This is a genomic window from Methylobacter sp., from assembly GCF_030680395.1.
GTDB lineage: Bacteria > Pseudomonadota > Gammaproteobacteria > Methylococcales > Methylomonadaceae > Methylobacter_A.
In genome coordinates this window covers 95,503-109,060 of sequence record NZ_JAUXVR010000042.1, presented here as the reverse complement: position 1 = coordinate 109,060, position 13,558 = coordinate 95,503, and the positions used below count along the sequence as shown (strand labels likewise).

Annotated in this window: 13 protein-coding genes and 1 riboswitch; of the genes, 11 read left to right on the top strand and 2 right to left on the bottom strand. The window is 47.3% G+C overall.

The genetic code is table 11. From position 1 onward, the window contains the following. Positions 1 to 70: 70 nt before the first annotated feature. Positions 71 to 300: riboswitch (cobalamin riboswitch) on the bottom strand. A gap of 220 nt (positions 301 to 520) precedes the next feature. Next, positions 521 to 2,149 carry a Na+/H+ antiporter gene (locus Q8L79_RS17470; RefSeq protein WP_305273840.1) on the bottom strand — a complete coding sequence of 543 codons (1,629 nt, stop codon included), beginning with the start codon at positions 2,147 to 2,149 and terminating at the stop codon, positions 521 to 523. A gap of 629 nt (positions 2,150 to 2,778) precedes the next feature. Here Q8L79_RS17470 and Q8L79_RS17465 point away from each other — a divergent pair. From Q8L79_RS17465 to fae, 9 genes are all read left to right on the top strand, one after another. Beyond that, the gene (locus tag Q8L79_RS17465) at positions 2,779 to 3,501 is read left to right on the top strand and encodes a DUF5765 domain-containing protein (RefSeq protein WP_305273837.1); all 723 of its coding nucleotides are present in this window, start codon (positions 2,779 to 2,781) and stop codon (positions 3,499 to 3,501) included. A gap of 82 nt (positions 3,502 to 3,583) precedes the next feature. Then, positions 3,584 to 4,519 (top strand): hypothetical protein, encoded by a 936-nt coding sequence (locus tag Q8L79_RS17460; protein ID WP_305273835.1) that lies wholly within the window; start codon positions 3,584 to 3,586, stop codon positions 4,517 to 4,519. Beyond that, complete coding sequence (locus Q8L79_RS17455; RefSeq protein ID WP_305273833.1) at positions 4,507 to 5,169, top strand: HAD family phosphatase; 663 nt, start codon at positions 4,507 to 4,509, stop codon at positions 5,167 to 5,169. The genes Q8L79_RS17460 and Q8L79_RS17455 overlap by 13 nt, the downstream gene beginning before the upstream one ends. Before the next feature lie 41 nt (positions 5,170 to 5,210). Next, on the top strand, positions 5,211 to 6,197 hold the full coding sequence (locus Q8L79_RS17450; RefSeq protein WP_370870035.1) for a beta-ribofuranosylaminobenzene 5'-phosphate synthase family protein: 987 nt from the start codon (positions 5,211 to 5,213) through the stop codon (positions 6,195 to 6,197). A 13-nt stretch (positions 6,198 to 6,210) separates the two neighbouring features. Next, positions 6,211 to 7,302 carry an ATP-grasp domain-containing protein gene (locus tag Q8L79_RS17445; RefSeq protein ID WP_305273831.1) on the top strand — a complete coding sequence of 364 codons (1,092 nt, stop codon included), beginning with the start codon at positions 6,211 to 6,213 and terminating at the stop codon, positions 7,300 to 7,302. Positions 7,303 to 7,307: 5 nt separating this feature from the next. Continuing rightward, positions 7,308 to 8,291 carry a methenyltetrahydromethanopterin cyclohydrolase gene (gene mch, locus Q8L79_RS17440; RefSeq protein ID WP_305273829.1) on the top strand — a complete coding sequence of 328 codons (984 nt, stop codon included), beginning with the start codon at positions 7,308 to 7,310 and terminating at the stop codon, positions 8,289 to 8,291. 9 nt (positions 8,292 to 8,300) lie between these two features. Beyond that, complete coding sequence (locus Q8L79_RS17435; RefSeq protein ID WP_305273828.1) at positions 8,301 to 9,221, top strand: RimK family alpha-L-glutamate ligase; 921 nt, start codon at positions 8,301 to 8,303, stop codon at positions 9,219 to 9,221. After that, the gene (locus Q8L79_RS17430) at positions 9,218 to 10,066 is read left to right on the top strand and encodes a triphosphoribosyl-dephospho-CoA synthase (RefSeq protein WP_305273826.1); all 849 of its coding nucleotides are present in this window, start codon (positions 9,218 to 9,220) and stop codon (positions 10,064 to 10,066) included. Before Q8L79_RS17435 ends, Q8L79_RS17430 begins: the two co-directional genes overlap by 4 nt. A gap of 117 nt (positions 10,067 to 10,183) precedes the next feature. Then, positions 10,184 to 10,693 (top strand): formaldehyde-activating enzyme, encoded by a 510-nt coding sequence (gene fae / locus Q8L79_RS17425; protein ID WP_027150261.1) that lies wholly within the window; start codon positions 10,184 to 10,186, stop codon positions 10,691 to 10,693. A 39-nt stretch (positions 10,694 to 10,732) separates the two neighbouring features. Here the strand turns inward: fae and Q8L79_RS17420 are convergent, their stop codons facing one another. After that, positions 10,733 to 11,440: a HisA/HisF-related TIM barrel protein gene (locus tag Q8L79_RS17420; protein ID WP_305273821.1), complete on the bottom strand. Its 708-nt coding sequence runs from the start codon at positions 11,438 to 11,440 to the stop codon at positions 10,733 to 10,735. Positions 11,441 to 11,523: 83 nt separating this feature from the next. Between Q8L79_RS17420 and Q8L79_RS17415 the strand changes: the two genes are divergently transcribed. Next, complete coding sequence (locus Q8L79_RS17415) at positions 11,524 to 12,510, top strand: ATP-grasp domain-containing protein (RefSeq protein WP_305273886.1); 987 nt, start codon at positions 11,524 to 11,526, stop codon at positions 12,508 to 12,510. Further along, entirely contained in the window at positions 12,500 to 13,555 is a 1,056-nt protein-coding gene (locus Q8L79_RS17410) for a hydantoinase/oxoprolinase family protein (protein ID WP_305273819.1), read from the top strand. Before Q8L79_RS17415 ends, Q8L79_RS17410 begins: the two co-directional genes overlap by 11 nt. Positions 13,556 to 13,558 lie beyond the last annotated feature (3 nt).

Below are 13,558 nucleotides of genomic sequence, written 5' to 3'. Positions count from 1 at the left end.
TAATCTGTACAGGAGAAAGTGCAGGACGGACGCGAAGGAGAGCAATCCATCTGGGCGCCCTCCGCGCACAAATTCGATTATCACTTCAGGCCGGTCTCCGGGCTTACAAGTTGAAAGTCATCTGTGAACTTTCAAGGTTAGCGCCTTCCCATGCGTCACACAGTGGCGTTTACCAACCTTTTTCTTGTTTACCGTTGCGGGGGCAGCGCGGGCTTTGTTTGCATCTTAAGCAAACTCACCAACTTCCCGTTTCAATTCTGCGGACGATAGTCCATGAATACCTGAAGCAAATTATACGGAGGCTAGTATATTCACTGGATAAAAAACTAGCAAGCGTGAGGCATTTCGGTATTCACGGGTAAAAGTAAATCCGTTCGTCCTGAGCCTGTCGAAGGATGAGCGGATTTACGCTGAGCTAAACAATTTTTACGCGACATAACAAGACTGACTGAGTACTAGCCCCAATAATATCTGGATTAATGCGCTTAACGGCTACGTTTTATACAGTAACTTTCAATGCCTATGGCTTTTTAGAGTGCCGACCGGATGAAACTCGCAGTTCGCCGATGCCGATCCGTAGTGCCTCGACATCGAGCTCATGTTCAAGACGATGCAGGACATCGTCGCTGATCACGTCGTCGTTCCGAAGACTAATCACAGTCAATCGTTCCGCTGTCAGGGTCTCGTGCCGCAAACGCCTGAATGCCTCGGTTACGTCTTTCGTACCTTCCTTGCCGGGAACTTCGACATCGACATTGCGTTGCAAGCGACGACTGTAATGGATCCGCAGCTGTTCGATATGATCAGGAACCGGCCAGTCTTCATTGGTCATGGCATCAAGAAGCGCCAGCGCTGCCGTTGCTGCGCGTTCCCTGGCTTGCCTTTCCTCATGCTTGATACTTTTGTCGTCATCTAAATTCAAGATGCGGATTAACATCGGAAATGACAAACCTTGCAATACCAATGTGACCAGAATCACCATGAAAGCTATCAAGATTATTTCCGCACGAAAGGGAAAAGGAGTTCCAGCGACAGTGGCCAACGGCAGGGCCAATGCGGCAGCCAGGGAGACAACGCCGCGCATGCCGCTCCAGCCGAGGATAAACAGATTCGGCCAGGACGGCATCGGGTCGCGCGCCCGTAGCGAGGGACTCAGGAATCGTGGTACCCAGGCCGCAACAGGAACCCATACCAGACGGACAACGATGGCTGTCGCACTTACCAGTAAGCCGTTCACGGTGAGTAGACCTAGTTGGCTGGTCGGAATCGCCTCGCGGAGAGTGTCAAGTTGCAGACCGATGAGGATGAAAATGATGCCATTGAGAATAAATACGAGAAGATCCCACACCGCCTTGGCCTGAATTCGGGTAATGGGTGCGACGATTGCGCTGAAGTGTTGGCGGATATAAAGGCCTCCAGTCACGCAAGCCAAGACAGCAGAGGCATGGGCCTGTTCGGCCAGGACCCAGGCAATGTAAGGCACCAACAGCGTAATGGCGATTTCACTGAAACTATCTTCGGTCAGTCGTAAAACCCAGCAACTCACGACGCCCACGACGATCCCGACAGCGATGCCCATGGTTGCCGCAAGAAAGAAGTCCATGACTGTATTGCTCAGCTCAAAGTTTCCGCTGACCACCGCTACAAGCGCTGCCCGATAAAGTACCAGAGCGGTCGCATCGTTCACCAGACTTTCGCCTTCCAGTATGGAAATTTCCCTGCGAGGGAGATGAAGTTGCTTCATGATTGCAGTAGCCGAGACAGCGTCGGGGGGAGAGACAATGGCTCCCAAAACAATGGCTTCGGCCCACCCAAGGCCGGGCAGCACGGCATAGGCGACACTAGCAACTGCTGCCGTCGTGGCCAGTACCAAGCCCACGGCCAATAGTGTGATCGGGCGGGCGTTGGCACGAAAATCTCGCCAAGATGTAAAATAGGCGGCCGCCCAAAGAAGCGGCGGCAGGAACACCAGAAATATCAGATCCGGATCAAGATGAACTGTGGGCAGGCCGGGTATGAAACTCAAGACCAAACCCCCGACCACCAGCAGAATGGGATAAGGAATGGCAAGCTTGCGCGCGACCGTTGTCAAAGCGAGCACGGCTATTAACAGTAGAATGACTATCTTGATCTGGTAAAGACTGGTCATACGTTTTTCCTATTTTGTCGAAAATATTCAAAAGTCTTAAATCGCGCCTTATTTGCGGCCAAAATTTTATTGCTAAGGTTATAAACTGTTTATTAAGCGGGGCTTGTGATGTTCAACGGTACGATAAAATTCCGTTGAAATGTAAAACAGCTTCAAAAAATCATCATTTATCGGGAAATTTCTTACTCTGTCTCGGAGTGTTGCTCTGTTTGTTTTTGGATAATGGTTCTGTTATTCAGAGGAACAAGAGCGAGTGCCTCTTTTTTTCTTAATGATATACACAAGGAATCTTGCTTTGAGCCGCTGCGGTTTGCATCATGATAGGGACATGCATAGAATGTATCACCTGTGCATCGAAATCGCTATACGTGAAGTGCACCGGGATACAGGGTATTCGAAGCCAGGAAATCCCATATTACGCAAGCTCCTTATTCCGGTATGCTGCCAGATTCAACTTGAACGGCTATCGCAATTACTCATACGCTGGTTTCAGAAGCAAAATAATTATTTTTGAACCAGACCGGGTGGTCATGATACTTTCAAGCCTGTAAAATAAAAAAACTTCTACAAAAAATTAAAGGTAATTTTTTGGCGCAATTTTTTAACAACAATGAGTTATGGAATAATTTATGTGTTTTAGTGCTGATATGTCTCTGGGTTTGGGTCTGGCTGGACTGGCCGCATCTAGTGTTACTTATCTGGATAAAAGCGAGCCGTTGTGGGTTCGGGTTGCCAGGTCTTATGCCATTTTTCATTTTTCGTTGATGGAATTTATTCAGTATTTTGGCTATCCGGTCGCAGATCAGTGCGGTTATGGCATGAATCAATTTCTGAGTGAGCTATCGGTCTACCATATCAGTTTGCAAGCACTGGCGATTATGCCTGCGTTGGCGACTTATTCATCCGATAAAACCGCGCTGAAAAAAGCCACCATCACCGGGGTAATCCTCAGTTCGTCATTTTTGATTTTCAGTTTTCTGCCAAAAGAACTACAACTATTCGAAATTGCACCGAATTTTATAGGCAATATGGTCTCGTGTTTGTTTATAGGTAAATACCATATCGGTTACCACATCGCCAGTGCATATGGTTTGCTGGTTACGCACGGTTCGTTTTTTGCTTTGGCGATTAGCGGTTTTGTCTGGAAAGATAACTGGCGCATCGCTTCGTATCATTTTGGCATGGCGATTATGACGCTGTTTATGCCTCAGTGGGTATTCGGCGTGTCGACCGGCGAAGCGGCGGCGATGTATTGTTTTTATTCCATACCGATTACTGTCAGCTTTATGCCTTATTTTAAAAAGTTCTTCACCGCGCCAGCCGCAATGGATCAACGTAAATTCGCCTACTAGGCATGATGCGTGCTGCTTGCCTAGTAGGGTTTCATGCGTTTTACGCTTGCGACAAAAAATAGCCCGGCTCATCTCTTAAGTCATGTTTTTTGCCAAGGATTTTATTGAAACCGCTGAAGGGCTTATTTTTGCTGTAGTGGAACAGGGTCTGGAAGGCGGTAAAGTGCTGTGCTTTTTGCGCTATGTGCTTACGCCTTCCGGCTGGAAAAAGGTTGCAACTGAGCAAGCCAATAATCTTCTGCAACAACAGCATTCCGATTACCTGCATTACTCTACGGTCTTGGATGCGCATTTGCATGCGGTCGACGCAGACCGGATCGTCAAGCATCATCAGCCCAAACACAGGTTGCAACAGCTTATGCAGGCACCCCGGCATGATGCTGTCGAACGCGATTTATTCAGGTTATGCAAATTATTTGAGCAATACGGTCTGGATTTGGCGCAAACCGGCGTCACCGGATCCATTCTGGTCGGTGTGCAAAATCAAAGTTCGGATATTGATTTGGTCTGTTACGGTAGGGATATTTTTCACCAATGCCGGGCAATTACCCGCAAGCTTATCGAACAGGGACATTTACAGGCCTTGAATGATCGGGATTGGCAGCAATCTTACGAGCGCCGTTCGTGCGAGTTGAGTTTTGGTGACTATGTCTGGCATGAGCGGCGCAAATGCAACAAGGCCGTGATTAACGGACGAAAATTCGATTTGAATTTTATTGATCGTTGCGCAAATTCCGAGGCTGTCGTGTATCAAAAATGCGGGGCGATTACTTTACAGTGCAGGGTGATTAATGATGCTCACGCGTTCGACTATCCGGCTGAATTTAAAATAGATCATCAGCAGATCAATGCTATTGTCAGCTTTACGGCGACTTATACAGGGCAGGCTGTTAACGGTGAAATGGTCGAAGTGTCGGGCGTGCTGGAACAATCCCAACACGGCGTTAAACGCATCGTAGTCGGCTCCAGTCGTGAAGCACACGGGGAATATATCAAGGTTATTCCGTGCTTAAGTTAGCTGATTTTTCTGCGGTTATATTCGATATGGACGGCTTGGTTTTGGATACCGAGAGTACCTACATTATCGCTTGGCAACAGGCTGCAAACGCTATGGGCTATGATTTTTCAGATGCTTTTTGCCGGTCGCTATCAGGGCGCCATTATCAGGATGTAGAACTGAAACTGATTGAATATTGCGGGGCTGAGTTTAATGTGCAAACGTTTAATCGCTTAAGTGGCGACTTTTGGCGTGAACACGTTGATATTCACGGTATAAAAATCAAACACGGCTTTATCGGATTGCTGGAATTGCTGATCCGGCAAAAAATACCTTATTGCCTGGCGACTAACAGCCTGGCCGAAAATGCACTGGAATGTCTTGAACTGGCAGGAATCGAAGAGGTTTTTTCAATCATTATCACCCGCGATCACGTCCTGCAAGGCAAGCCGGAACCGGATATTTTTTTAAAAGCCGCCGAGTTGTTGCAAGTAGACATCAGCCGGTGTCTGGTGATTGAAGATTCTCATACCGGTATCGTGGCGGCATCCAGAGCGGGGGCAGTTTCGGTGTTTATACCATCGATAGCGCGAGTCGATCCGCTGACAGTTGAACTGTGCGACTTGATGATCAGCGATTTGGAACAATTGACCCATATCATTCGCGCTTAGTTCGCAGCCGATAGGTCGATCATGTATACTTCGAGCTATTTTTGCAGCACAACACAGCACAAACCTTGATAGTTAAACACTCTAAAATCTCAGTCATTGCCCCTGCCAGATTGCATATGGGGTTTATTGATTTAAGCGGATCATTGGGCCGGCATTTCGGCAGCATCGGCGTTGCGCTTAATGAAATCAGCACCAGCCTGTCGGTAGCCGCTGCCGAACAACTCGCCGTCACCGGTCCCGCCGCACAGCGGGCGGAAAAGTGTGTGTCCATGTTGTGCGAGGTTCTACACGTATCAGACAAACTCAATATAACCATTGAAACCGCTATTCCTGAGCATGTAGGCTTGGGTTCAGGCACGCAAATGTCCCTGGCAATCGGCACGGCGCTTAATGAATTTTACGGCTTGGGGCTTAGCATACGTGAAATTGCCGCCGTGACCGACCGAGGCTTGCGTTCCGGTATCGGCATCGGCGTTTTTGAGCAGGGCGGGCTTGTTGTCGATGGCGGTCGCGGCGAAAAAACCATCACGCCACCGGTGCTGGCGCACATGGATATACCCGATGACTGGCGGTTTATTCTGGTGTTCGATCAGCGCGGTCAGGGTTTGCATGGTCAACAGGAAATACAGGCCTTTAAAAAGCTGCCGCCTTTTCCCCAACAGGAAGCCGCGCGGTTATGCTACTTATTGCTGATGCAAGGACTCCCTGCGGTAGCTGAAAACGACATTATTAATTTCGGCGATGTGATCAGTCAGTTGCAACGCTCGGTTGGCGAGCATTTTTCCTCGGCTCAGGGCGGCGTTTTTACCAGTCCCGAAGTTGCCGCTGCCATGCAATGGCTGGAACGACAAGGTGCGGTGGCTATTGGTCAGACCTCATGGGGGCCGACCGGGTTTTGCGCTATTGATGGAGTGAAGTTGGCTGAATCGATTGCCGATCAGGCCAGACGGGAATTTGCGCATTTCGATAAATTGAGTTTTGTTGTTGCCAGTGCGCGGAATAGTGGAGGCGCTGTTTTTGTTGATTAGCATGTGATGTAGCGTGGAAACGATATTGATAGTTGCCGGCTCAGCAAGAATGCTGGCGCAGTCTGCAAAAAATACGGGCTTAAGGCCGCTGGTCATTGACCTGTTCGCCGATCTGGACACACAAGCTTATGCAGAAGATTTTCGTCAGGTAAAGTCATTAGCCGAACAAGACCTGACTCCTGCCGTGGATTATTTTATCGAGCGTTATGCGGTAACCCGTGTTATTTACGGCAGCGGTTTTGAATGTTTTCCGGAAAGTCTGCATTATCTAAATAGTCGCTTGATTATACTGGGTAATCAACCTGATATTTTTGCAAGGCAACTGGATAAACAGGCGTTTTTTTCAAGGCTCGATGCATTAAACATTCCGTATCCTCAAGTTGTTTTTAGCCCGCCTGATTATACAGAGGGTTGGCTGATTAAGCCTATGCAAGGGCAGGGCGGTGTCGGGATACAACGTTATCATGCCGATGCTGCCGATAATTCGGTTTACTGGCAAAGATTTCAAGCCGGTGCGTCGTATTCGGCGCTGTTTTTAGCTGACGGTCAGCAGGTGCAAGTTATTGGTTTTAATAGCCAATGGTCTGTTCGTTTAAGCGAAGCTCAGGAATTTGTTTTTTCAGGGGTAAGCAATAGTGCTGATCTGCCGGATGCACACAAAGCGGTGCTAACGGACTGGCTAAAACAAATAATTCCGGTGTTTGCGCTGAAAGGCTTAAATTCGCTGGATTTTATTCATGCGGATGATCGCAGTTATGTTCTGGAAATCAATCCACGGCCCTCAGCCAGTATGCAGTTATATGGCAAGGATTTGCTGGGCAGACATATTCAATCCTGCATGGGGACGACTTTAGCCGTCCAGTTGTCAGAAACTGGGCGACCCCCGCAGACCGGCTATCAAATCGTTTATGCCGAGAGTGATTTACTTATTCCCGATCATTTCGAATGGCCGGATTGGTGTATGGATTTGCCCAAATCCGGCAATATGTGTCGCGCAGGACAGCCATTGTGCAGTATTATTGCCCACCCAAAAAACTCACGGTCAGTTGCAGAGCAGCTGCTGACTAAACAACAACTTATCATTAATAAACTAGAAAGGTTTTGACCCTCATGGAATATACAGCCAGCGTTAACAAATTGACCCAGCCCTTGGTGCAGCATTTGCTCGATAATGCCGACAAATTGCGTTTAGGCGTGGAAAAATTAGCCAATGGCTGCACCATCATCGACGCGGGCATTAAAGTGCCGGGCGGAATCGAGGCGGGGCGCATTATTGCTGAAATCTGCCTGGGCGGCATGGGCACTGTAACTATCAGTCACAGCACTTATACCGATAATTGGCCACTGTCGGTAAACGTACACACAGGGAATCCGGTTCTGGGCTGTTTGGGTAGTCAATATGCAGGTTGGAGCTTGTCTCATGAGAAATATTACGCCTTAGGTTCAGGCCCTGCGCGTGCTATGGCAACCAAGCTAAAAAACGGCAAGCAGGAACCGGTTGAAGATTTGTACAAAGAATTGGGTTATCAGGATAGCAATGATTCCACTGTCTTAGTGATTGAAAACGATGCGGTTCCGCCGGTTGAAATCGTTGAAAAAGTCGCCGCCGCCTGCAAGCTCGATCCATCCAAACTGACTATCATTGTTACTCCGACCAGCAGTCTGGCCGGTGGCGTACAGGTTGTTGCACGAGTATTGGAAGTCGCTATGCACAAGGCTCATGCCTTGCATTTTCCATTGGAAAATATCATCGACGGTAGCGGCAGCGCGCCTATCTGTCCTCCGCATCCGAATTTTGTCAAAGCCATGGGGCGTACCAATGATGCGATTTTATTTGCCGGTCAGGTGCATATCTTTGTAAAAGGCAGCGACGAAGAGGCTGAAAAGCTGGCTAATGAGCTGCCCAGTTCAACCTCTAAAGATTACGGTAAACCGTTTGCGGATATCTTTAAGCAGTATGAATACGACTTCTTTAAAATCGATGCGATGTTGTTCAGTCCGGCCAGCGTTATTGTGACTGCGATGGAATCCGGCAAAAGTTTCCGCGCAGGCAAGCTCGATAATGCTTTGTTGGACCAGTCGTTTGGGGCGTAGAGCGTAGGCGTGGGTCGAATAGCAATTTTTACCGATGATCCCGGCTGGCATGGCAAACAATTAAGCTTGGCCTTTGCCAGTCGTGGCTACACCTGCGATTACGTTTCGCTGACCCAATGCCGGTTTGCAATCGAACCCGGTAGGCAACCGATCTTTATTCCAGGCTTTGAGCACGCGCTTCCCGATGCGGCTTTTGTGCGCGGCGTTCCCGGCGGTTCGCTTGAAGAGGTGGTGCTGTATCTGGATTTTCTGCATGCGCTAAAGGCGATGGCGATTCCTGTCTACAATGACGGCCATGCGGTAGAGCGCAGTGTCGATAAGGCCATGACCAGCTTTTTACTGCACAATGCCGGACTGCCGACGCCGATGACCTGGGTATTGCGTGATCGGGATGAGGCGTTAAGGATTGCGGAAGCCGAATTGAAGCAGGGTAATTTATTGATCAGCAAGCCCTTGTTCGGTTCGCAAGGCGAGGGTATACGCCGCATTGAAAAATCGACCGACTTGTTCTGGCTGACCGGCAGTCATGGCGTTTACTACCTGCAACGTTTTGTTCATTGCGAAGGTGCCGGATTTTCCGATCATCGCGTTTTTGTGATTAACGGCCGGGCGGTTGCAGCGATGCGCAGACGCGGAAAATTCTGGCTCAATAACGTTGCCCGTGGCGCCACCTGCGAGCTGATTGATTTGGAACCCGAAATGGTCGATTTGGCCGTTAAAGCGACGACCGCATTATCGATGGATTATGCCGGCGTCGATATTATTCGGGATAGGGAAGGGCGTTGCACGGTCATTGAAGTTAACAGCATACCGGCCTGGAAAGGACTGGAAAGCGTTTGCGATGTCAATATTGCCGGGCTGATGGCGGACGATTTAATTACCCGCAAGATGAACAAAAACAAACCTGAGTTGCGTGTAGCCGCATTATGATTTCACCGGAGCAACTCAGCGAGCTTTATCGGCAAGCCTGCGAGGTTGACGTGCAGGCATTTAAGCCCGGCAATGTCAGTGTTTATGCGGAGGGTCATGATATGACCGTGGCCGATTTCAGAACCAGTGCCAAAGTCAGTGCGGAACCTCTTTGTAATCCCGATTATTCATTGGGCGAGAAAATCTATTATGCCGTCAAGGCAACCCGCGAGGCGGTAGGTTGCAATACCAATTTAGGTATTGTTTTACTTTGTGCGCCATTGATTCAGGCTATCAGTCACAAAGACTCAGAATTAACCTTAAGGCAGGCGGTCAGCAAGGTTATTGCCGAGACAACGATAGAAGATGCCGATTGGGTTTTTAAGGCCATAACGTTGGCATCGCCGGGTGGTTTGGGTAGTTCCGATCAGCAGGACGTCAATGAAAAAGCCTCGGTTACATTGACTGAAGCGATGAAAATAGCCGGCGCAAAAGATCGTATTGCACTCCAATACACAACTGATTATCAAGATATTTTTAATTTCCTACTTTTAAGGTATAATATTAGTCTTGATCGATGGGGTGACCGGAATTGGGCTGCAGTGGCAGTGTATGCTGACATGCTGAGTCAATTTCCCGATAGTCATATCGAAAGGAAATACGGAGATCAGTACTCTGAGATGATAGCTACCAAAATGGCCCAGCTCAGTGAGGAGCTGTCTAAAACTGATAATCCTGAGCAAATAAAGCCATTGCTTTTTTGTCTGGATCAGGAGCTTAAGCTTTATGATATAAATCCGGGTACTACAGCCGACATGATTGTGGCGACAGTATTGACGGCATTTTTAGAGGATCTTAATCAGTAACAATACGGTTACTAATAGGGCTTCAAAAGGAATTTGTTAAAAACAAATAAGGGGACATTAATAATGTCGATAGTAGATTCAATTTTTTCATTTTTTTCTTCACAGGGGATAACAAGCATGGCTAAAATCAATAAATTATGTGTTGGCGAATCTTTAGTTGGTGAAGGCAACGAAGTTGCCCACATCGATTTGATGGTTGGACCACGTGGTTCAGCAGCTGAAACTGCATTTGCAAACTGCTTAACAAACAACAAAGACGGCTTTTCTAGCTTGTTAGCTGTTGTTGCACCTAACTTGATGGTTAAACCTTCAACTGTTATGTTCAACAAAGTAACAATCAAAGGCGCAAAACAAGCTGTTCAAATGTTTGGCCCAGCACAACGCGGTGTTGCTATGGCTGTTGCTGATTGTGTAGAAGACGGCACAATCCCTGCTGCTGAAGCTGATGATTTATTCGTATCAGTTGGTGTATTCATTCACTGGGCTGCAGAAGACGATGCTAAAATCCAACAATACAACTACGAAGCTACTAAAGAAGCTCTGAAACGTGCTGTTGCTGGTACTCCTACTGCAGCTGAAGTTGTTGCTGCTAAAGGTACTGCTGTACATCCATTCGCTGCTAACTAAGTTTTATTTAGTTATCAAGAATGCTAAAAATACCCCGGTTTAATGGGGTATTTTTTTGCCTGAAATTTTTGCAATATCCTCAGATTTAATAGTGCATGAGTGCAACGCACTGGCAACAAGCGCCTGATGAATTCCCGCCTTACTCAAAAGCACACAATCCTGTTTATTTCTTATACCGCCTGCGGCAATGAATTTTTTGTCCGGGTATTGCCTGCAAAAATCAGTTAGTTTGTTCAAGTCGGGACCATGGTTGCTGCCCACGCGCTCCAGCGTCATGATGATGATATTTTCAGGCCAAAAAGTGTGGTCTGAAAAAAGACTGTCCGCACCCAAAGTATTCGTATTTGAATAATCCAGCGAAAGAATAAAGTTGTTTTTATAGGCTTTGATTTCTGAAATAGTATCATTTCGATAAGATTCACTTCCTAAAACAGGCAGAGTGTTGCCGGGAAGCTGTGTGCCCTCGTCGTATTTTTGATAACCCTTGTCTATCCAAAATATTATTTGCGGAAAACGAGTCAGTACGTCGGTTATTAAATGGTTATGATTGCCTTGATGAGTGATCGCATCCAAGTCTGCAATATAGACAGTATCAAACTCATAAATACCCAGGAATGCCTCAATAACCTGAAAAATATCAGAGGACTTGCACAAGTCAGTGTTAATGGGTTGGTAGTGTTCGCGATTGCCTTGCCGAGCGTGCACTACGACACCGTTTTTTAAATCTATTACCGGGATTATTTTCATAAAAAACAAAGCTTGAGTCCAAAGTAAGTTTTGGACTGATGATACAATATTACATTCTATTTTATAGTTGTTTATTGAGTATTGTGAAAATTCTGGTGTTCGAATATATCACTGGCGGCGGCTTTAATAAGCAGGAGCTGCCGGACTCCCTGGCTAGTGAAGGGAGATTGATGCTCAATGCGTTGCTCGATAACCTGATCCAATTAAAAAGTTTTGAAATAACCGTCATGTTCGACTGGCGGCTTATCGATTCAATAGGCATGACAGGCATAAACGCCGTTATTATCAGGCCGGAGCATGACATTACAGAAGAATTCGCTCGACTGGTTAAGCAATCCGACTTGATATGGCCGATAGCGCCGGAGTTTGACGGTATTTTACAAACCTTGTGTCAAACGGTTGAATCATTAGGCAAGATACTACTGACATCACCTGCAACGGCCGTTGCTATTGCCGGTAACAAACTCAAAACTTATGAGCTACTCAACCGGCATCATATAGCCGCTGTTCCTACCCGAATGGTTGATGATTATTCCTCCTCCGGTGAATGGATAGTTAAACCGATTGATGGCGTGGGTTGTGCGGACAGTTATGTTCTCACAACCCGGCAGGACTTTGAGCAGATGACTGTACGAAAAAGTGGATATGTCATACAACCGCATCTTCACGGCACAAAAACCAGTCTTTCGTGTTTATTCAAGGAAGGCAGCGGCTGGCTAGTATGTGCCAATTTACAGCGTTTTGAGTTTATCAACCAACAATATCACTTGACAGACATCGTGGTGAATCACCATCCAGACCTTGGCCTGTATCAGCCATTGATTGATAAAATAGCCCGAGCCTTGCCTGAGTTATGGGGTTATGCGGGTATCGATTTGATAGAAAACGAGCGGACCTGGGTGCTCGAAATAAATCCCCGCCTGACCACTTCATTTGTCGGTATCTATGATGCTTTAGGCATCAATATTGTCGAGGCTGTTTTGCAGTTACTGCATGGCGAGCCGGCACTCAACCCGGCCTACAACAGACCCATTACCGTTCAAGCACAACAGGAAACTCATGCAAACTAACATTATGGGTTGGGACATAGGCGGCGCTCATGTTAAAGCAGCGGTAATCAATAGCTGTGGTGAGATTATCGCCGTTTATCAGCAACCGTGTCCGTTGTGGAAGGGCTTAGCTCAGCTGCAACATGCTGTAACCGCTATTATGCAGGAACTGCCGGACTCAACTTCTCGTCATGCCATAACCATGACCGGTGAACTGGTCGATTTGTTTGATAACAGGAATGATGGTGTTAAGCAAATCATTCAAACCATGATCAACCTGTTGCCGGTATCAGAAATACTGGTTTTTGCAGGCCAGGAAAGTTTTCTGAAAGACACGCAGGTTGAAGCTAGGCATTATACGTCTATCGCTTCTGCCAACTGGCTGGCGAGTGCTTCATTTGCCGCGCAAAAGTTGGGCAACGGGCTTTTTGTCGATACCGGCAGCACCACCACGGATATACTCTTACTCAATGACGGGCAAGTGCTGGCGGAAGGTTACACCGATTATCAGCGTTTAATATCTGAAGAATTGATTTATACCGGTATTGTCAGGACTGCGGTGATGGCCGTTACGCAAACAGCACAGGATCAAGGCCAAAAAATCGGTCTGATGGCTGAGTATTTCGCCACCATGGCCGATGTTTACCGGGTCACCGGCGAACTCAATGACATGCACGATCAAACCGACACTGCGGATGGTGCGGAAAAAACTGTTTTAGCCAGCGCAAGACGTTTATCGAGGATGATAGGTTGTGATTTTTATCCCGATGAACTGCCGCGTTGGCAACAATTCGCCGAAAACATCCGAGGCCGACAAATACAGCAAATACAACGCGGCTGCGAAACTCGATTATCCCAACATAAACTTCCACAAAACAGCCCATTAATCGGTGCCGGGGTAGGTCGATTTCTGGTTAAACAGATTGCATTAAACTTAGGCCGTCCTTATCTGGATTTTTCCGATTTATTCCCGATAACCATCATTCAATCAGATATGACCATAGCGGACTGTGCCCCTGCCGCTGCTATAGCCTATTTAGCGGCAACAAATAAATTCAATTACTGAACA